The organism is Niallia taxi, from assembly GCF_032818155.1.
Taxonomy (GTDB): Bacteria; Bacillota; Bacilli; order Bacillales; family Cytobacillaceae; genus Niallia; species Niallia taxi_A.
In genome coordinates, this window is sequence record NZ_CP102589.1 from 2,606,625 (window position 1) to 2,627,691 (window position 21,067).

The following is a 21,067-nucleotide window of genomic DNA, read 5'->3' on the forward strand; positions in this document are numbered from 1 at the left end:
TTTTGTACATAATGTGTAATATTACAATATTTATTGAGAAATTTCAATAATATGTACAAAAGTAATAAAAAAAAGCTGCCGGCAATTGTAGCCAAGCAGCAAAAACGCTAATTTGATATTTTTTTCAACCTAAATGCTTCTTTATCAATATTATCTAAGAACGGATTAGGTATATTTTCTTCCCTATAAACGTAAAGCTCATGCATTGCTCTTGTGCATGCCGTGTAGAAAAGCTCCTTCTCCATTTCATTCACATAAACCGAGCTATTATACAAAATAACAGCATCAAACTCAATCCCCTTTGCTAAATAGGCGGGAACGACTGAAATTCCCTTTTCATAAGAGATTGTTCCCTTTTCTAATAAACGGACACCACCAGATCCTTTTAAAGATTCATACACTTCCATGCTTTCCTTTTGTGTTTTGCATATAATGGCGATGGTTTTATTACCTTCTTCTTTTAAGTGCTGCAAATCTCCTTCAATTTGAGCCAAAATCGCTTTTTTATTAGGTACTTCAATAACCAATGGCTTATTTCCATGACGGTTAAACGGCTCTATTTCATCACCATTATGCGCCATGCTTCTAGTAAATTCAATAATTTCACTTGTGGAACGATAGCTTTTTGTTAAGGTTATTTTCTCCACATCTTCATCTGTTCCATCTCTTAAGAACTCATCATTTCCATGTGCAAAGATAGCTTGATTTAAATCACCTAAAAAAGTCATTTTGCTGTATGGGAAAAGCTGCTTTATATAGCTTATTTGGAATGCTGAATAATCCTGTGCCTCATCTATGAATACTTGCCGAATACCTATATTTGCTTTTTTGCCCTCCAGCATATCCTTTAAATAAGCAAAAGCTGTCGCATCCTCATTCCATAAAATCCCCTGCTCGAGATTTACTATAGTCGAATTCACCATGCTGGTCCACTCATCTTCTGACAGCTCATCTGATCTTTTGTTAAAGGCATTTTTGTATATTTGTCCATAATCAATAAATCGCAAATTCTTAATGCCCTTATAAATAGATTTGAATCGCTTATTCACAATAACCTTTCGAAGAACAACTTCTTCCTTATCAAAATAAGAAAATTCATCGTCATCACGGTTATTTTTCTGGGCTGCTTTATAGGCACTTAAATAATCTTCCTTATCAAGCAGCATCATTTCTTCATCGACCCAGGACTGTTTTCTTTCTGATTTAGCATGCTTTCTCATCTCTGATTGCGCCCAATCCTTTAAACTTTGCATACGGTTTGGAATGGTGACATGATCTTCCAACTCATAAAATTTCCTAGCTAATTCCTCTTTCGAAATCAGCACCTTCTTACGGAAGGTGATATTTTTAAAAACAATACCATCTTTAGATAAACCCTGCATGTATTCATCCAGATGCTTCTTGAAAGGAAGGCTGCTTTTATATTGAATACCTGCAAGTCGAAGCTTTCTGCTTTGTTCATTCTCATCTGAAAGCAGTGCTTCTAACTGAGCAAAAGGATCTTCTACATCAAATGATTTTCCGACCCTATTAAGAATGTATTCATGCCATGTTGTCTGCTGCATATTCTCTTCCCCAAGCTCAGGCAACACTGTTGAAACATAGCTGTTGAATAATGGATTTGGGGAGAAGAGCATAATGTTATCAGACTTAAGTGTGTCACGATGTCTGTATAGCAAAAATGCGACCCTTTGCAGTGCAGCAGAGGTTTTTCCACTGCCTGCCACGCCTTGAACAATTAAATATTTACTTGTTTCATTTCGAATGATTCGATTCTGCTCTTTTTGAATTGTTGCTACAATGCTTTTCATCATGGAACTAGCATTTGTGCCAAGCACCTCAAGCAGCAATTCATCACCGATCGTAACACCTGTATCAAAAAGGTTAAGGATTTTCCCATCTCTAATTAAAAATTGCCTTTTTAGCAGAAGTTCACCATCAATTTTCCCTTCAGGCGTCTTATATGAGGCGGCACCTGGTGAATAGTCATAATAAACACTTGAGATAGGTGCTCTCCAATCATAAATAAAGAAATTTTCATCATTTTGATCCAAAAAGGAGGTAATCCCAATATAAATTGCTTCTGCATCCTCCTGATCCTCCTCAAAATCAATTCTTCCAAAATACGGTGAATACTTTAATTTCTCTAACGTTTTTAACTGTTTATGTATTTGACCGATGTTCCGCTCACGTTCGCCTAATAGCTCTGCCTGCTGTCTGAGACTTATATGTGTTTCGAGCACATCATCTGGTTCATCAAAGTTAACTGTTACGTCTTCCCAGAAGGTTTCACGAAGATGTCCTGCATCACCGCCAACATCTTTTTTATTCATTTCTAATTTATCTATTTTTTTGCTGATTTCATGTATTACCATATCTGCTCTTTGCTGTTCTTTTGAAATTTCTTCTATGTCCTTTTTGCTCATGTTTTTTTACCACTCCTTGTACGTTACTATTTGACAAGCAGGAATTTTTATGATAGTATAATATTAGGTTATTATAAATAATTTACGATTATTATTATTTATAACTTTTCAAGTATACCATAAAAACTATTACATATCTATAAAATCATCCCATGCCTTATTAGCATGGGATTTTTTATGTTTTCTTTAAATCGGCAATACGTTATCCGATTTTGGCCACTTTTCTTTTCAACAAAAGTGTATCCTTCCTTTTTAAGTATACGTAGTAAGCAAAGAAAAATACACCACTTAATGCTCGCATAACAGATGAAATATTCATGGCACTGTATATATTCGTCATTTCCAGCAAAACAACACCAAACTGTGGTGCCGCAAAAGCGACGAGTGCCAACAGGATATTGTAATTAGAGATGCTTTGGCTCCTGGATTCCTCTTTTGTACTGTCTAGCAGCTGATTAAACAATAACAAAACAGTTCCTGATACGAACAAGCCTGCCAACAAATTGACAGCGACAATATACGGCAGGTTAGTCGAAAGCACCGTCATAAATGGAGTAGTTGCCATTCCTATCGAAACAAGAACAAGCATTTTAGAATGGCTATGCTTTTCTGCCATCCTTCCCCACCATTTAAAGCTGACAATTTGTCCAATTGAATTGGCGACCGCAAAAAGGCTTACCCATAATCCTGTGGCACCAGCGTACTTGATTTGATAAATACTGAACAGTGACCAGCACATTTGCCAAGCAAAATTAAAAAACAGGCTGCATAAAAGAAAATATAAAAAAGGTTTATGCTTAAAAACAGACAAGCCGAACAATGAATTATTAGCAGCTGCCACTCTTGCCTTTTTCGGTTCAACATGTTTTTTCAAGTAGGTTATTTCTAATAAACCACACACAAAAGCAGCTATAAATAACAGCTGGTATGGCAATGGATTGCCTGCGTCAAATAGCTGCAGGAATAAACCGACAATAAAGGTTGAAATCATTGCTACAACGGTCATTACTTTATTACGTGTACTAAAAAACACATTTCTTCTCTGCTCCGAAACGATATCTGCAATCAATGCTTGCCAGCTTAGATTGGCAAAGGAAAATGGTAAATTCATCAGTGCCACAAGCAATATGAAAGTCCAGCTTTGCATAGAATCAGGCAGAAAAACAACAAGCGCCATGGCAAGTAAAAATATTCTTGCCATCAGAAAAGAATACACCGTAAACATCTTTTTACTTTGAAGCTTATTCATAATGATGGAACCGATAATCATTGCAAACATTCCAACAAATTGAGGCAATGATCCAATCAAGCCGAGCTCATAATTCGAAACACCAAGAACACTTATAGCGAAAAGAGGAAAATAATTATTAGATATATTAAGAATTAATGTTGTGTATACACCATTCTTAATGCTCCATTTTTCATTAGCGCTATTTACCTGTTCATGCTCATCCATTTGTTAATCATCCATCCTTTTATTCTTTTTTTCTTTATTAATTGAATAATACGAAAATTATTTCGAATTCTGAACTTTTTTCCAATAGTAATCTTACTCCCTTCTAGTAACGGTTACAAGCTTTTTTTTGAAAATTTACAGTACTTTTTTTCCGCAAATAAATCGGTCAAAAATTTAATAAAAAAGCTTTTTTAGTTTTAGATAAAGCAGCCTTAAATGTAAATAAACGAAATGGATTTATCGTGATAGGAACGCTTTAACTAAAAGTGCTAGTGCTTTTCTTTACGCTAGCTCAATAGCCTAATCTTAATGAAATTTCAATACGAAGGCTCGCCAATTTGCAGGCAAAAGAAAAGCTGCTTACCGAGTTGGTAAGCAGCTTCTTTTTATTCGCCAGATTCTGTTTCTGATTTTGTTTCTGTTTCTGTTTCTGTTGCAGGATCTGTTGTGGAGTCATCACCGTTTTTTACATAGCTGTAATCGTCTCGATTAATCGGTGTGAATCCTTTTGGTGTATAGAATCGAAGTAAATCTTTACTTACGATTGCATCAGATGTTTGCAGCTCTGCAGCAGCATTTTCAGCCTGCTTTGTACATTGAGCAGCATCTAACAGGTCACCATTGTTCGTATCATAGCAATTATCTCCGATTTTTGTTACTGTCGGAGATACATAATCTCCGTTACGGAAAGGAATTGTTTCACGATGATCTTTTGACAGCAAATCAGATCCGATTTGCAGATAATCCTTCGTATCAACACCTAACAAATGAAGAACTGTCGGCATCACATCGACGTCACCGCCGTACTCGCTGACAACCTTGCCTTCCATGCCAGGAACATGGATAAACAATGGAACACGTTGCAATTGAGAATTCATTAACGGTGTTATTTCATCAACACCCATTACCTTCGCCATTGCAGTATTGTGGTTTTCAGAAATTCCATAGTGGTCTCCATACATTACAACCATTGTGTTGTCATATAGGCCTGATTCCTTCAAGTAGCTGAAGAATTCCTTAATGGACTCATCCAGATAATGCGCTGATTGGAAATAGTCGTTTACAACAGAATCTCCAAAGTCACCAGCAGGGAAATCTGTATCCCCTTCATCCATTTCGAACGGATGGTGATTAGACAATGTTATGAACTTCGCATAAAACGGCTGTTGAAGTGATTCCAATAACGGCATACTTTCCTTGAAGAAAGGAATATCCTTCATACCGTAGTTCTTTGTGTTTTCTTCAGACATGTCATAGTATTCTGCATCAAAGAAATAATCATATCCAATTGATTTATACATTTCGTTTCTGTTCCAGAATGTTTTGTAGTTACCATGTAAAGCCGCAGACACATAGCCCTTAGTCTTCAGGATAGCTGGAGCAGATTGCAATGTGTTTTGTGCTTTATTCACAAAAACAGACCCTTGTGACATTCCGTACAAGGAATTATCCATCATAAATTCAGCGTCAGATGTTTTACCCTGACCCGTTTGGTGGAAGAAGTTCTCGAAGTAAAGTGTGTCTTGCTTACCTACAAGAGAATTCAAAAACGGTGTTACCTCTTCACCATTCAACTTGTAATTAATGATAAAGCTTTGCAGTGATTCAAGTGAAATATAAACGACATTTTTTCCTTCTGCCTCTCCGTAATAAACGGAATTCGGCTCTGCAAAATTGGCATTAATATAGTTTTGAACCTCTGTAATATCACTGCTGTCAGCAAGAGCTCGTTGGCTCTCAGAGCGAGCATTTTGCACGACATCATATACTGTGAAGTTGTATGCGCCCAAATATTTAACCAAATAGTTGCGGTCAAAAGATCTGCTTAATAGCTGTGGACGATCTGCTTCTGCAAGGCCAAGGTTAATGATAAACACAAGGATTGCTAATGCGAATACAGATTTAGCAGCTCTGCGATTTTTTTGCACTTTAGGTTTATAAACCTTCGTTGCCAGCAATACTATTAGTACGATGACATCAAGGAAATATAAAATATCGGTAAAACGCATTAGCGAGTTTATACTGTCGCTAAGCTGTCCGCCATTCACCTTAACCTGCATAACAACAGGAACAGTGATAAAGTCTGTAAAGAAGCGGTAATATACGATATTGGCATAAAGCAATGCGGACATGATTCCGCTTATGACAACAATCATGACCGATTGAGCCTTACCTTTAATAAACAAAGCAAGTCCAATAAAGAACAAGGCAGAGCTTAATGGGTTTAAGAACAGAAGGAATTGCTGAAGTGCACCTTCCACTCCAAGACTAAACTCAACCTTATAAGCAATATACGTTTTCATCCAAAATAAAATAATGGCGATTAAAAAGAAAGAAGAATGTTTAGAGAAAAATTTCTTCATTAATTCTGCTGTACCTTTCAATCAAATTCACCTCAATTCAAGTTTTAGCAAAAAATCCACCGATTTTTCATTTGGCTATCACAAATAGCCATCTTTTTAGTTTTATAGTTTTTGTGTTTTAATTCCTGTTTTAGTAAAAGCCAAGATTCGCCATAATCGAGATGTGTTTTGCCTTTACTTTCAAAATAACGTTTTAAATTATATCACAGGATGATTCAAAGAGAAATAAATAAATATGCCTCCATTTCCACATATAACCTCCACATAGTGTTTACAAAAAGCATATAAATTCTTCAAATTAAACCCATCTTACAATAATTACAAAAAAAATGCTAGTCAAAAACTATAAGTAAAAAGAATCAAAATCTTTATATAAATTAACTCTATTTCTTTTATTTAAAGAGACCAATTTCTCAAACTTTGTTTGCCCTTTTCTTTTCAAGTATAATAAAGGTGAAACCAAACAGGAGGAATTAAGCATGCTTAAATTGAATCAAACTGAGTTTTTGCAGTCCTTGGAGAGCTTACTGAACATCAGCAGCCCTTCAGGTAACACAGTTAATATTATTAACTACATAGAAGACCAATTAACTGGAGAAGGAATTGAAACAAGAAGGAATAATAAAGGCGGGCTTATTGCAACAATTCCAGGCAAAACCGCTGACAAGCAAAGAATGCTGACAGCCCATGTTGATACATTAGGAGCTATGGTAAAGGAAATTAAAGCTAACGGCAGACTTCGCCTCGATCTAATAGGCGGTTTTACCTATAACAGTATTGAAGGAGAAAATTGTCTGATTGAAACAACGAACGGAGACGTTTATACTGGCACAATCCTGCTTCATCAAGCTTCTGTTCATGTATACAAAGAGGCAAGCAAGGCTGAGAGAAATCAGGCAAATATGGAGGTCCGCATTGATGAGCGTGTCGCTTCTGCAGAGGATGTCAAGAAGCTTGGCATTGCAGTTGGTGACTTTGTTTCCTTCTATCCAAGAGTGGAACTAACTAAATCCGGCTTTATTAAATCACGGCATTTAGACGATAAAGCAAGCGTTGCAATTCTGCTTGAAGTGATGAAGGCCTTAAAGACTTCTAGTGAACAGCTTCCATATACTACACATTTCCTTATTTCCAATAATGAAGAAATTGGCTATGGCGGAAATTCTAATATCCCAAAAGAAACGGTTGAATATTTAGCAGTCGATATGGGGGCTATGGGAGATGGACAATCCACAGATGAATATACTGTTTCTATTTGTGTGAAGGATGCGAGCGGTCCCTATCATCTTGGCTTACGCAAAAAGCTCGTTAAGCTTGCTGCTGATAACAACATCCCTTATCAGCTTGATATCTATCCATATTACGGTTCAGACGCTTCTGCTGCCATAAGATCTGGTCATGATATTATCCATGGACTGATTGGCCCTGGAATTGATTCTTCTCATGCTTATGAAAGAACTCATTTCACATCTATTGAAGCAACTGCAAACTTGATTTATGCCTATGTATGGAGTGACATGCTAAAATAATTTCTATCAACAAAAAAACAGCGGCAATTTACGATTGCTGCTGTTTTTTATGGGCGTTCACCATTTTGGAGTTCCTTAATACTTAACCCGAAATCCATTTGGAAATGGGGGTAATCCTTAAAGCTTCTCCAATCTCCACCCCACTCAAATCCTAATGACTTAGCAATTTCGACAACTTCCGACCAATCACTTTTTGCATTGCCGTTGCCGTCATAATCCATGTCCCAAATAACTTCCCCGTTAAGATTCATAAGCGCAAAATCAATGGCGAGACCATAGTTGTGATAGGATTCTCCGCCCTTAGCATTTGTGACAACATCACCAGATGCTGTCCTACCTTGCGCATATAGCTTATCCTGTTCCTCTGAGCTTCTGAAATCTGCTGTTATAACTATATTAATACCTTTATCCGCAGCTAAGCTTATCAGCTCATCTCGTTTATTGGCAACCGTCTCATGAAGCTCTGTAGGCATAGGAGTATCTTGTTGTTGGTCAATTTTTTGTTCTTCTTTCCAATATGCAATAACAAAAATAGATAATATTAAACAAACTAAAAGGAAGCTAGCAACATTCCTTCGCTTTCGTTTTGGTGTCTTCTTCAATGAATCTCTCCCTATTTCTTCTATAATATACTTGCAAAAGCCCGATCGATAACTTTAACTTTCTATTTATACATGTCTGAGGAAGCAAGTTTTTTCGCCTCAAAGTATAAAACCTGAATAAACTTTTTCGTATGGATTTTGACTTGTTTTGGTGAAATGAATTCTTCATTACGCAGTTCCGTCATTTTACATCTTATCGTCGAAAAGTCAAAAAACTTTGTTGCGTAATTTTCAAATTTACCATTTGTTGACTCGCTCAAGCCAATGTTTGCCCAATGTGTTATTGATTGGTTGATTGCTCTTCTCACACGCTGTTCACTTGCTTTTGTTTCTCGATTCACTTCTAAAGAGGAAGCTGTATCTCCCAATCTCATGATGGAGAGCTTTTCAAAAAGCTCTTTTAATGAGGGAAAATGGAGGTCAAACCCATCATTTATTTCATGCTCATACAAGTATTGCACCATTTCGAGCAGATCTTTACTGCCATTTTCTCCTATTATACCAAGTTCTGACAACAAAAACTCAGCAGATTCGACAATTTTCACCCCAACTTGAGTAACACCATTGCTTTGTATGTCCTGCTTATGTGTGCCCATTAACCCATTTAGGGAGCGTCTGATATTATTTACGGTTTTTTCAAGTTGTATCGTTTGTATCACCTTATGAATTACCGCAACCAATTCTTTTTTATTAATCGGTTTTGTTACATAATAGTCGATACCTTCCGTATATGCAGCACCAATTAGTTCTTTTGCTTCAACCTGGGAAAGCATGATTACCTTTCCTTTAAACTCACCATTCCAAGATTTTATTGTTTCAATACCATCACTGTCCGGCATCAGCAAATCCATGATGACGATATCAATATCATAAAAACTTAGAACATTGCTTGTTACCTGACACCCTGACTCAGCTTCACTAACTACCGTTCCCAGCTTTTCACCTTCAATGATATGCTTTAATACAGAACGAACCGCCCCATCATCATCCACTAAAAAAAATCTCATTATTATGCCCCTTTTTCCATTTTACTAAAAAATGATTAGAAATTTCAGCTGTCAGCACTTCTAACCAATAGCCCATATAAACGCTTAAATTGCATATTCCTTATTCCACTAGCACAAACTTATTACAAAGCAAGGAATCATATAAGTCGCTTTTTATCAAAATAGTACTACAAATTTTCATTTTTTGGGTATTTTTTTATTTTTCACATAATTCAGATGGTAGCTATTTTTGCTTCCTGTTCATTATAACAGGGTATAAATAATGGGCATGTGCTAAATATCACACTCGTGATATAAGCCCCATGCCCATCTTACTCTTGAAAGCTTCTTTCTTTATTAGCAAAAGGTCAATAACGTGTGCAAGGAAGCATGCTGATATAGAAAGGAGTTCTCATTAAATTAGAAGAACGATTTTGCGCCTAAATAACGGCTTTTCCAATAGGAATTACTCATATCAGTAATTGTAACACCTGTCGATGATCCTGCATGAATAAACTTATTATTCCCCATGTAAATACCTGCATGGGAAGGACCTGATGTTGTTTCATAAAATACAATATCTCCTACTTCTGGTGTAGAGACTGCCGTCCCAGAGCTCCACATTGTTGCAACAGTTCTGGAAATGGATAAGCCTACTTTGCTGAAGGAATAATTAATAAATCCACTGCAGTCAAATCCAGATGGTGTACTTCCGCCCCATACATATGGAACACCAATATACTTTTGTGCTTCTGCAATCAAAGCAGATGCTTTAGAAGATTTATTTTGCGTTGGTGCAGCAGTCGTACCACCTGAAACAGGTGCTTTTACATTCAGAACTTGTCCAACGAAGATTGTATTAGTGGTCATATTATTCCATGTCTTTAACTGGTCTACTGTAATGTTAAACTTTGATGAAATGAACCATAAAGAATCGCCGCTTACTACTTTGTAGGTTGCTGAAGTTGAAGCCGTAGCCTTGCTTTGCGAACTAGTAGATGTAACAATCATCAACGATTGACCAACTTTAATTGTATCACTCGTTAAACTGTTCCATTCTTTAATTTTCGCAGTAGTTGTATTATATGCTACTGCAATTTTCGACAAAGCATCTCCACTCTTGACTGTATAATGGATATGCGCAGGAAGCAATGTTAATTCTTGTCCAACCTTAATAACTGTATTACTCAATTTATTGTACGCCGTAAGATTGGCAACTGAAATATTATTGGCAGCAGAAATCTTCGTTAATGTATCACCTGATTTTACAACGTACTTCTTTTCGTGAGCACTTGCAGTTGTCTGAAATCCGGCAAAAATAATCGTTGCTGTTGCACAAACAGTAAGCAGCTGTTTTTTCATGTAGTGGCATTCTCCTTTGTGTGTGTTGTACTGTCTCTGACTCTTATTCTAATAACTAGCTTGCTAGATTCCTATGCATAAAAGCTGGATGAATTGGTCTATTTTTCCTTATTAAAACCAAAAGACTTCATTCGCGCATAATTACCTATTAAATACAGTAGAATAAGCCTAGTTTTTTTCCATAACAATCATCTGTTTCCATATATAAGAATGGAAGCGGCAAACAAAAAAAGTAATCCTTTTAAACACAATGGTCCAAAAGGATTACAATCTATTAAAATAAATGATGAAATTGAGTCGTGCTTCCGTTTTGGCCTGATATTACTTCTAATTGCACATCAATTCTTTCCTTTAATTCAGGAACATGTGATATAATTCCGACCAATCTGCCTGTACTTTGTATTTCCATTAATGTTTCAATTGCTTGATCCAATGATTCAGGGTCCAATGTACCAAAGCCTTCATCAATGAACATCGTTTCTAATGAAACTCCGCCGGCATATGATTGAACCACATCTGCTAAGCCTAATGCCAATGACAAGGCAGCCTTAAAGCTTTCTCCACCAGATAATGTTTTCACATGTCTTTCTTGGCCAGTATATTGGTCAAAGACAAGCAGCTCCAATCCGCTTTGCACATTTCCCTTAGAGCGGTCTTTTTTTCTGATGAGCTTGTATCTGCCACTAGTCATCTTCACAAGCCTGCTGTTAGCTTCCTGTAAAATATCATCTAAAAATGCTGCTAAAACATATCTTTCAAACGTCATTCTATAAGTGTTTTGACCTCTAGTAATGTCGTATAAATGGCCAATAAGCTTATAGCTTTCCTCGAGCTCTTTCATATCGCTGTTAATTTTCTTTACCTTAGCCATTATTTCTTTATTGTCCTTTTCCTTAATCAGCAGGTTAGTATGCTCCTGCTGCATAACAGCAATTTCTTCATCAAATACTTTTCGTTGAGCTAATAATGATTCCATATCTGGCGTCTTCACATCTCGAAGTATCTCCTCTAAGTCGCTGTATCGATCAGAAATAGAACGATATTGTTCTTTATATTGCTGGATGCTGTTTTGCAGTGCTTCAATTTCGCCAGCAGGCAGCTTTGCTTGATGAAATTGTCCGTAAGTGGCAAAGCCCTCACTTGTCATTTTTTCCAAGAAAATTTTCCGTTCGGTTTGCAGGTTTGCAGCAATATCCGTATGCTGTTTTTCCAGGCTTTCCATTACACCAAGTTCCTTCTGCTGTTTTGTCTTTAGTTCTTGGAGTGCTGCCTGTGATTTGCTGTACAATTCCTCCAACGTTGCAAATTTTGACTTGGATGCAGCGAACTCCTGTTTAAAGCTTTCGGTATTTCGAAGATTTTCTGGAACAGCATTCTTCTTCGTGTTAAGCGCTGATTCCAATTCTGTCTTTTTGAGAATCAAATGATGGCTTTCTTCTATTGCTTTTTCAAGTTGGCCATTGTTTAATTCGATTGCTTGTTGCAATTCAACTGTTGCTTTATCTAACCTTTCAAGCCTGCTCGCAGCCTCCCCAAGGCTTCGCTGTACCTGCTCAAGCTCCTCTACCTCACGAGCAACTACTTGCTTCAACTCAACAGCAGACCAATTAGCAGCATCCGCTCTTATGGATTGCAGCTCTTTACTGCCTGTTTCCAGTTGTTCTGCTAAAAAGCTTATTTGAGAATTTATTTGAACTAATTCTGTTTCTGCAGCAGTCTTTTGCTTCTCGATGGTAGCTGCATCACCCTTGGCGCTTTTAATATCTTCCTGTGACGGGATATGAACATTCTTACTGCTTGCAGGAGCTGGGTGATGGTTACTGCCGCAAACAGGACATGGTGCATCTTGTTCCAGGCTTAAGGATAAATGGTAGGACTGTCCAGTAAACCAATCGTTTTCAAGCTTTTCCACTAAAGATTTTGCATCCTCAAATCGGGCAAGAATATTAGCTGAAAGCTCCTTTTTCTTACCAGCTATTTTTGTTTGTTCTGCTAGTCTTGTTTCGATTGAAATCTGTTTATCCAGCTTTTCCAGGACATGCTTTTTATCTGCCAAAAGCCCCTTATTTTCTAGTAAGGAGATTTTGCTGCTTTCAAGCTCCTGTCTGATTTCCTTATATCGCAGCAAATCCTTTTCGTGCTGTTCCTTGTTTTTCAAAATTGATTGCTTGTTTGCTTCTTGCTCCATTATTTGCGCAGATGTTTTAGCAACAGCTTCCTCAAGCATGGCAAACTGTTCAACATCTTTTTGAATAGTTTTCAAAAAGGAAATATAGTCGGACAGCTCTTTTCTTTCAAGCTCCTTATCTGCTTCACGTTGAAAAGCTTTTTCTGCTTCTACCATGTTTTCTGCGATTTTTTCCAACATTACAGCTAATTGCGTTTTTTCCTGCTCACATTTGTCCAGCTGCTTCTTCAAGTGATGGCATATTTCCTCCTGCTGTGTGAGCATTGCAGCTTTTTGGGCGAGAAGTGCTGCTTTTTCATTTGCATTCACCATTTCACGCTGTTCCTCAAGCCTATCCTTTTGCAGCTTCAGATCGTTCTTCAGCTTCATTTGCTTTAATACAGCCTCTGCCTCAAACACTTTATTATTAAGATCATCTCGGTCCTTATTCTTTTTTTCAAGTTCTGCCTTTAACTCTTTTGTTTTTTGTGCCATCATCTCGATTTCTTTTTCAAGCAAAGGCAAAAGAACAACATCGTTATCATTTCCTTCTTTTATCAGGTTGTAAAGCTCCTCGACAAATATACTGGAGATATTGGCTAAAGCAGATTTTCTCATTAACAGCTGCTGTTCCACATTTCTCTTCAGCTCTGATGATTGGTCTTTAAGCTTATCTTCCATGTATTTATATATTTCTGTGTGGAAGAGCTTCTGGAGAATTGCTTCCTTTTCCTTACTGTCAGAAGTCAAAAGCTTTCTAAATTCACCTTGAGGTATCATGAGAATTTGCCTAAATTGATTACTGTCTATTTGCATAATCTCTTTAATTTTTTCTTCCACATCTCTTATCGAGGAAGCGATGTTTTTTAATTCTCCGTTTCCATCATAAACATACAGCTCTGCTTTGGCACCGATTGTAGTGAAACCATCGCCTCTTTCTTTCTTCTTGTCTTGCTGCGGCGATCTTGTAATTAGATAGCGCTTGTCTCTTAACTTGAAATCAAGACTAACCTCTGTTAATAAGGAATCTGCCGCAAACTGACTTCTCAGCTCAGGTCCGTTTCTGTCTTCTCCACTTGCTTTTCCATATATCGCATAACTGATTCCATCAAAAATCGTCGTTTTTCCTGCTCCTGTTTTACCAGAAATCACAAACATTGTCCGAGTTCCGAGCTTTGTAAAATCAATTGTTTCTGTTTTAGCATATGGGCCAAATGCTTGCATCGTTAATTTCAGCGGTCTCATTTTAATGCCTCCTCCCTTCTGACTTTGTCGATAACATTACTAATTATTGTTCGTTTTTCCTCTGTGAAATCAGCAGTTGTCATTTCTTCATAAAAGGACATAAATAAATCCAGTTCTGTTTTGCGCTTATGATCTTTTTCTTCTAAAGATGTTTTTTTCTTCTTGTCGATATTTTCCAGTTTCCTTTCCAGATGCAGCACATTCGGATAAACCTGTCTCAGCTTCTGTATAGGATCAAGAATCGCACCCTCATCTAATATAGTAACTTTTAAATAGTCGTCTATTTTTTGCTTGTTATAAAATGCTGGATCCAGTAACTCGTCCATATATCCTTCAAGCTCTCTCATATCCTTTTTTGGTGTAAAGGAATGGTATCGCTCCGTGAAAGAACCTTTTTCATCTACTTCAATAATCGAAACTGATTTTCGTTGCTTTGCTTCTGAGAAGGAATATTTCATTAATGAGCCAGAATACTTTACGGTAGGATGATTTATGGCATCAGGACTATGAAGATGACCTAAAGCAGTATAAGAAAAAGGTGCAAATAACTCTGCTCCTACACATCCTGAACCTCCAACAGACAGGACTCTTTCTGAGTCAGATGTTTTGCCTCCAAGAACAAAACTATGTCCAATTAAAATATTGGGCTCATTCACACTAAGTTGATCTTCTATTTTGCCAACAATTGCTTTCATCGCATCATGATGACTAACGATGGATGAATCGCCAAGAAATTCTCTCACTGTTACTGGCTCACAATAAGGAACTAAATAAAAGTTAACGCCATTCATATTAATTGACGTAAGACTGTTTTCTATTTTTCCATTTAAGTAAAATTTATTTTGTTTATACCATGAGCTTCCGAATGACAGTCTTTCTGCACTGTCGTGATTCCCTGATACAGCAAGGATTGGAATATTCAGTTCTACGTTGATGGTATAAAGTATTTCATCAAGCAAGTTCACTGCATCTGTTGGTGGAATGGAGCGGTCATATAAATCTCCGGCAATTATAACAGCGTCTGGCTGTTCTGTTTTTACAAGTTCTACGAATTGATTAAGCATATGTCTTTGGTCCTCTGTCATATAAAGACCATGTACTAGCTTTCCAAGATGCCAATCTGCAGTATGAATAAATTTCAAAACTATCACCTCAAAAAATAAAATATATATATATATAAAGTCAATTATTTCAACAAAAGCATTGAGACTATTTATCATTATAGCAAACTATTATGTATAGAATGGAGTTTAGTTTTGATGATTCCAAAAAACGCCAAAAGGGATACCTATTTAATAGGTATCCCTTTTATTTATGTTGGTCGATTATTTTTTAACGACATTAGAAGCTTGTGGGCCACGAGCGCCTTCAACTACTTCGAATTCAACTTCTTGTCCTTCTTCTAAAGACTTGAAGCCTTCTGTTTGAATTGCAGAATAATGTACAAATACATCATTTCCGCCTTCTTGCTCGATAAATCCAAATCCTTTTTCTGCGTTAAACCATTTTACTTTACCGTTGTTCATGAAAATATCCTCCTATAAGCTAAAAAAAGCTTTACTTAAAATTACCATTTTATACCGCATTCTTATTACGATTGCCAATCTTTAAAACTATGAAAATAGGCAGTAACACTTAAATACGTTACCTAACGGTTAATGTAAATTTAACATTTTTAGTTATTATTGTCAATAGAAAACCCTTTCATTTTTCAGATAATTAGTTTTGTATATGTTATCCCTTCATTCTATCCGGCAAACTATCAATTGATAGAATCATTAGATCTAGGCGGGTTTCAATCCGATATAACAGATACAAGCATACGACGATTGGAAACCCTGCTTCGCTGATAAATGATAACCATTCAGCCATATTATTACTCCTTTTTTTGTTTTTTCAGTTATTTACTTAATAAAAGGGACAGCAGAAAAAACTGTCCCCCCTCTGCTTATAGTTCATATTCTGTTACATTTCGTTCAATTACACGCACACCCTTAGCAGCAATTAAATCACCATTAGCAGTTGTCAAAACATCTGCAGCAATGATTGTGTCCATAGCTGTTTTCATCGTTTCCATGTCAACTGGCTCTAAAGGCTCCCCCAACGTTAGTTTTGATTGTTTTCCGTTTGCAGCAATAAAGGTTAATTCCAGTGTTTTCGTCATTTAGTCCACCTCCTATTTTTTTAGCTTAGATTATCTCGTAATATCATAGCTCTCATGCTTTGTCACAGAATGAACAGGATATTTCACGATTGATTCAATGGAATCTGCAGCCTGGATAATTTGGTCTGGAGCAGCTGTTGCCTTGACTAGATTAAAGGTTTTACTGATAAGTTGCGGGTCCCCGTTCTCCTTCACACCATTTTGAAAATATAGCTTAATACTAGTCTCTTTCAATAGTGATTGTGCCATTTTCCATCACCTCCTTTCCCCTTCTATATAGAAAAGAAAAGAGATAATGGACAGGTAAAGACGAAAGGAAAAATGTATATTAAAATAAACTCTTACTTTAGGTATGCGAACATACGTATGAAAGCACTCTTTCATAGAATATATTATCAAAGGATCTAACGGAGGGAAGCAAACATGGAATTGGAATTGTTGAAGGCATATATTAATGAGAATTATTATATTTTTATACCAGTTCTATGGGTGATAGGATATGCTCTAAAACAAACACCGCTGATACCAAATTGGCTTATTATTTGGATTTTGCTGGCATTTTCCATTATTCTCGGTACTTGGACAAATGGTTTTCACCTATCAACTATTATTAACGGCATTTTAGTTACAGGAGTCGCGGTATTAGGACATCAAATGATGGCGCATATGCCATTTAAAAAATAATAATTATTTTAAAGAAAAAGAAGCCTTGTGCTTATTAGGAAATCTTTAAGCAGCACAAGCCTTCTTTTTTATATTATTCATGGTTATAGAACAATTGTTATAATAAACTTCCTTATCGATAAAACACTATCTTTGAAAGTTTTTTGTTTACCTTACATACCCATTTTATTTAATTGCTTTGCTAACCTTCATCTTCTTCCCTTTAATCGTTGCATTTTCCATCGCTTGGAGGACTAATGATCCTTTTCCATTTAAAATATCAACATAAGACATATTATCGTGAATCGTAATTATGCCAATGTCATCAACCGTAACACCAGGTATTTTCGCAATAGTTCCAACAAAATCTACTGGGCGAATTTTCTTCTTTTTCCCGCCATTAAAATGGAGTTTAATAATATCTTGATTAATTCTTGCAGTTTTATTATTCTTTACCACTCTACGGCCACTGATTTTCTCATCAAAAGCAGCTTGCCCGCTGGCAACTGCCTGTTTTGTTGGTGGTTCCATTTCAGTCAATTCAAAGCCAATATAATTTTGGATTGCTTTAAGGAATTTTCCTTCATATGGTGTTGTAAACGAAATGGCTTTCCCTTTTTTACCGGCACGACCAGTTCTGCCTGATCTATGGACATAGCTCTCTCTTTCCATAGGTATGTCATAATTAACAACTAGTGTTACATTATCAACATCAATTCCTCTAGCCGCTACATCTGTTGCGACAAGATAGCGGAAGTTCCCCATTTTGAAGCCATCCATTACCGCAAACCGATCTTCTTGCTCTAAGCCGCCATGAATTTTTTCACAGGAATAATTTGCTCTTTCCAATTCTGAGAACACAGTATCAACGTGCTCCTTTGTGTTGCAGAAAATAATGCAGCTATCAGGATTTTCAATAATAGTTACATCTTTAAGCAAGGAAAGTTTTTCTTCTTGCTTTACTTCTATTTTATAATGATCAATTGTGCTAGTTGTTACCTCATTTGAAGCGATTTCGATGTTAACAGGGTCTTTCATATATTTATGACAGAGGCCTTCCACATCCTTAGGCAATGTCGCAGAAAATACCATTGTCACTCTATTTGTAGGGAGTTCCTCCATAATTGCTTCCACTTCGTCAATAAAGCCCATATTTAGCATTTCATCTGTTTCATCAATAACAAGATACTTTATCTCGTCTAATACTAATGTTCCTCTTTCGATATGATCCATAACACGTCCAGGTGTTCCGACAACTACATGTGTTTTTTGCTTCAATTCTTCTTTTTGTTTGGCGAATGGTTCTTTTCCGTAAACTGCCATTGCTTTTATCCGTTTAAATCTACCGATATTAGTAATATCCTCACGAACCTGAGCTGCTAGCTCCCTTGTTGGTGTTAGAATTAAAGCTTGTGGCTTTTTTTCTTCCCATTTAACCATTTCACAAATAGGGATACCAAAGGAAGCTGTTTTCCCACTGCCTGTTTGAGACTTCACTACTAAATCATGGTCTTCTAAAGCAAGTGGTATTACTTTGTTTTGAACTTCTGTAGGGTTCTCATATTTAAGTACAGAAAGTGCTCTTTTTATTTCATCACTTAATTGATAGTTCTCAAAGCTTATATTACCCATAAAAAAACCTCATTCTTTAAATTATTCGATATATATATAGGATTCTCTTTAACAAATAGGTTATGCAAATATACATATCCTTTTATTATACTTGAAAGATGGGTGAAAAAGCTGCTATTTCCATTTTAAAAATAATCCGATTTAGTTCCTTTTGTTTTTTACATATATGATCAAACACTGAAACAAAACAAAATAGGTTCTATTTAAACAGAAAACACCAAATAAAAAAACTGAACTATGCGATAAACTAGTTCAGTTTCAACCTAAATTAACTTATTTTTGCTTCATCCTCTTATGTTGGTTATTTATTAAGCGTAGCTTTTTGTAATAATTGATCATACTCTTCCCAAAACTCTATATACATTTGTTTATCATAGTCATCAAAGAACGCTTTTGCTGGTGAAGTCTCAAACAGTTGTTTTGCTTGTAACGCAAACTGGAGTATTTGTTGTTTATAATACTCTTTATTTAATTCAATCTGTAAATTTGGATAATGTGTTGCTTCGTCGGAGCTTGTTGTAGTAACCTTAACGAAATCTGATAGTAGTACTTGGTCATTAGTATGCTTCACAGACCAATTGATAGAAATTGGACAGCCCATCATTAAGATTGCACCACATCCATGAAAAATTAGCCCTTCCTCATTATCCAGGTTATTTAAGTTGCAAATATAGTCTTTGTTAAGTGTTCTTAATAATGCTAGGGCAGATTCACTTACTCCCCATTCCTCATCTTCGCCAGATTGGGTGATTATGGTATCATTCACCTGTAAATATATTTCGCCATGAGAACATAAATCATAGTCGGACGAAGACTTATCTAGCCAATATTGATTCATAATTTTCAGCTGGAAATTGTTTTTCATATGGCACCTCTTTTTTCAGCTATTTCCTACCTATAATTATTATGTGTCGGGTTAAACACATCCTCATGTGTATATCTCACTAATGAGAAGTTATCGACGTTGTAATGACCATGCAATGTTTCGTTATGATGGAGAATTATTTGCTCAGCCGTCAGAATTGCTGAATCTGATGTAGAATGTCCGTCACCAACTAGCGTTACATCAAAGTGATTTACCGTTGCTGTTCTTACAGCCGTATCCACACAATGTTCTGTCTTACAGCCCATCATTATAATATGCTCCACCTTGTTTTCATTTAAAGAGTGCAGTAACGGAGTGTCATAAAAAGGGTTTGTTGCTTTTTTATCAAAAAGCAGGAAGTCGACAGGTAAATTAATATCTGTATGTATTTGAAAACCTGGTCCTTGTCCACCTGCAGTATCCATGTCTCTAATAAAAATAATTAATGCATTCGCATCAATAGCCTTGTTTATCACCGTATTAATATTATTGATAAGTAAATCTTTTTCCGGTACACCTTTCTCTACAAAAGATCCGTCTATTAATTCTTGTTGGGCATCAATAATAAGTAATGCTTGGTTCAATGTAATTCTCCCCCTTTAAAGGAATATATACTATTATTTTACAATACTTTTCTTCAACCTTACAAATTCTGTTAAAATATAATAAAAGTTTTTTAGGAGAAACAAATATGGTAAAAAGGAAACTATGCACATGCCTTATAACTTTATTAGCAGCTGTATTTTATTATTACTGCTTTTCAACCGCTTGATATATTGTTTTATGAGGAAGCTATTAAGCAAGACGATATTATTGGGGATCTCTTAACCTGTTTATTGTTTATTGGCTGTGGTTTATTATTTTATTGGTTACCTATTTCGATTCTAATAGAAAAAATTACTAATAAAATTCAAGAAGGAAGGATTGCTTTTTCCTTTGTATTGTATGCTTATTTTTGCTTTCTTCCATTTTTTATCTTATGGTTTTTCACATTGTTCTCCTTTACCATTTCCATTCTATTTTTCATTATTGGTGAGTTATTAAAATATTACGACAGAAAAAGACAGAAGGAGGTAAGTATGTTTTAAACACCAAAAAACCTTATCCATCTTTGGATAAGGTTTTAGCTTGTTTTTAATTGTGCAGCTAGTTTTTTATAATTAAGCAGCATTGCTATTCTCCATGGTACGATCATGGAAAAGGCAAGTATCCAGAACATACCGCTTAGTGCACCGACATCAATGGAGCTGCTTAATATTATTTTAGCAACGATGCGTACAGCAAGTAATCCAAATAAAATAAAAACAAACGCTTTTGATCGTTTTAAATAAATATCATTCTCTTTTATCTCAAAGCTTGATGTTTTAATCAGCAAGATGGAGAACAGCATTCCAATAATGCAGGATTCTAATATTTCCGTTTTCGTAACTGCAAATACTGGGAATATAAACATGAGTGCCCCAGTGCTCATCATGACTGGCGGCAAAATGATTTTTTTTGCTGATACTGGTTTTTTGGCTGACTTCATCCGGACAACCATTAGTAATGTCCCCATAAACACAGCTATAATTGATGAAATAATGACTGATGCCATTGCTCATCTCTCC

Annotated in this window: 18 protein-coding genes; 2 read left to right on the forward strand and 16 right to left on the reverse strand. The window is 36.1% G+C overall.

Going from position 1 to position 21,067, the window contains the following annotated elements:
* Positions 1-107 precede the first annotated feature (107 nt).
* From helD to NQZ71_RS12925, 3 genes are all read right to left on the reverse strand, one after another.
* On the reverse strand, positions 108-2,426 hold the full coding sequence (gene helD / locus NQZ71_RS12915) for an RNA polymerase recycling motor HelD (RefSeq protein WP_317010770.1): 2,319 nt from the start codon (positions 2,424-2,426) through the stop codon (positions 108-110).
* A 202-nt stretch (positions 2,427-2,628) separates the two neighbouring features.
* Positions 2,629-3,882: an MFS transporter gene (locus NQZ71_RS12920; RefSeq protein ID WP_317010771.1), complete on the reverse strand. Its 1,254-nt coding sequence runs from the start codon at positions 3,880-3,882 to the stop codon at positions 2,629-2,631.
* A 386-nt stretch (positions 3,883-4,268) separates the two neighbouring features.
* Positions 4,269-6,245, reverse strand: coding sequence for a lipoteichoic acid synthase (locus NQZ71_RS12925; protein ID WP_275005614.1), 1,977 nt, complete (start codon positions 6,243-6,245; stop codon positions 4,269-4,271).
* A gap of 479 nt (positions 6,246-6,724) precedes the next feature.
* Between NQZ71_RS12925 and NQZ71_RS12930 the strand changes: the two genes are divergently transcribed.
* Positions 6,725-7,774, forward strand: a complete 1,050-nt coding sequence (locus NQZ71_RS12930) for a M42 family metallopeptidase (RefSeq protein ID WP_144454811.1) — start codon at positions 6,725-6,727, stop codon at positions 7,772-7,774.
* Positions 7,775-7,821: 47 nt separating this feature from the next.
* Here NQZ71_RS12930 and NQZ71_RS12935 read toward each other — a convergent pair whose 3' ends face one another.
* The 9 genes from NQZ71_RS12935 to NQZ71_RS12975 form a co-directional block, all read right to left on the reverse strand.
* A complete protein-coding gene (locus tag NQZ71_RS12935) occupies positions 7,822-8,376 on the reverse strand; it encodes a M15 family metallopeptidase (protein WP_394374107.1) in 555 nt (184 codons plus the stop codon).
* A 62-nt stretch (positions 8,377-8,438) separates the two neighbouring features.
* Positions 8,439-9,383: a response regulator gene (locus NQZ71_RS12940; protein WP_144454810.1), complete on the reverse strand. Its 945-nt coding sequence runs from the start codon at positions 9,381-9,383 to the stop codon at positions 8,439-8,441.
* Positions 9,384-9,782: 399 nt separating this feature from the next.
* On the reverse strand, positions 9,783-10,724 hold the full coding sequence (locus NQZ71_RS12945) for a C40 family peptidase (RefSeq protein WP_144454809.1): 942 nt from the start codon (positions 10,722-10,724) through the stop codon (positions 9,783-9,785).
* Between the two features lie 274 nt (positions 10,725-10,998).
* On the reverse strand, positions 10,999-14,136 hold the full coding sequence (locus tag NQZ71_RS12950) for an AAA family ATPase (protein ID WP_317010772.1): 3,138 nt from the start codon (positions 14,134-14,136) through the stop codon (positions 10,999-11,001).
* A complete protein-coding gene (locus NQZ71_RS12955; protein WP_260053998.1) occupies positions 14,133-15,278 on the reverse strand; it encodes an exonuclease SbcCD subunit D in 1,146 nt (381 codons plus the stop codon). Before NQZ71_RS12955 ends, NQZ71_RS12950 begins: the two co-directional genes overlap by 4 nt.
* 183 nt (positions 15,279-15,461) lie before the next feature.
* The gene (gene cspD / locus NQZ71_RS12960) at positions 15,462-15,662 is read right to left on the reverse strand and encodes a cold-shock protein CspD (RefSeq protein WP_127741325.1); all 201 of its coding nucleotides are present in this window, start codon (positions 15,660-15,662) and stop codon (positions 15,462-15,464) included.
* Positions 15,663-15,870: 208 nt separating this feature from the next.
* Positions 15,871-16,008 (reverse strand): YvrJ family protein, encoded by a 138-nt coding sequence (locus tag NQZ71_RS12965; protein ID WP_144454806.1) that lies wholly within the window; start codon positions 16,006-16,008, stop codon positions 15,871-15,873.
* Positions 16,009-16,084: 76 nt separating this feature from the next.
* Positions 16,085-16,300, reverse strand: a complete 216-nt coding sequence (locus tag NQZ71_RS12970) for a DUF2922 domain-containing protein (RefSeq protein WP_144454805.1) — start codon at positions 16,298-16,300, stop codon at positions 16,085-16,087.
* 30 nt (positions 16,301-16,330) lie between these two features.
* Complete coding sequence (locus tag NQZ71_RS12975) at positions 16,331-16,549, reverse strand: DUF1659 domain-containing protein (protein WP_127741331.1); 219 nt, start codon at positions 16,547-16,549, stop codon at positions 16,331-16,333.
* A 174-nt stretch (positions 16,550-16,723) separates the two neighbouring features.
* Here NQZ71_RS12975 and NQZ71_RS12980 point away from each other — a divergent pair, with 174 nt between their 5' ends.
* Positions 16,724-16,984 carry a phage holin family protein gene (locus tag NQZ71_RS12980; protein ID WP_260054000.1) on the forward strand — a complete coding sequence of 87 codons (261 nt, stop codon included), beginning with the start codon at positions 16,724-16,726 and terminating at the stop codon, positions 16,982-16,984.
* Positions 16,985-17,149: 165 nt separating this feature from the next.
* Here NQZ71_RS12980 and NQZ71_RS12985 read toward each other — a convergent pair whose 3' ends face one another.
* From NQZ71_RS12985 to NQZ71_RS13000, 4 genes are all read right to left on the reverse strand, one after another.
* Positions 17,150-18,595: a DEAD/DEAH box helicase gene (locus NQZ71_RS12985; RefSeq protein ID WP_144454804.1), complete on the reverse strand. Its 1,446-nt coding sequence runs from the start codon at positions 18,593-18,595 to the stop codon at positions 17,150-17,152.
* Between the two features lie 301 nt (positions 18,596-18,896).
* Positions 18,897-19,460 (reverse strand): hypothetical protein, encoded by a 564-nt coding sequence (locus NQZ71_RS12990; protein WP_394374108.1) that lies wholly within the window; start codon positions 19,458-19,460, stop codon positions 18,897-18,899.
* 26 nt (positions 19,461-19,486) lie between these two features.
* Positions 19,487-20,044: an isochorismatase family protein gene (locus NQZ71_RS12995; RefSeq protein ID WP_275005394.1), complete on the reverse strand. Its 558-nt coding sequence runs from the start codon at positions 20,042-20,044 to the stop codon at positions 19,487-19,489.
* A 539-nt stretch (positions 20,045-20,583) separates the two neighbouring features.
* The gene (locus NQZ71_RS13000) at positions 20,584-21,054 is read right to left on the reverse strand and encodes a CcdC family protein (protein ID WP_144454802.1); all 471 of its coding nucleotides are present in this window, start codon (positions 21,052-21,054) and stop codon (positions 20,584-20,586) included.
* Positions 21,055-21,067: the final 13 nt, after the last annotated feature.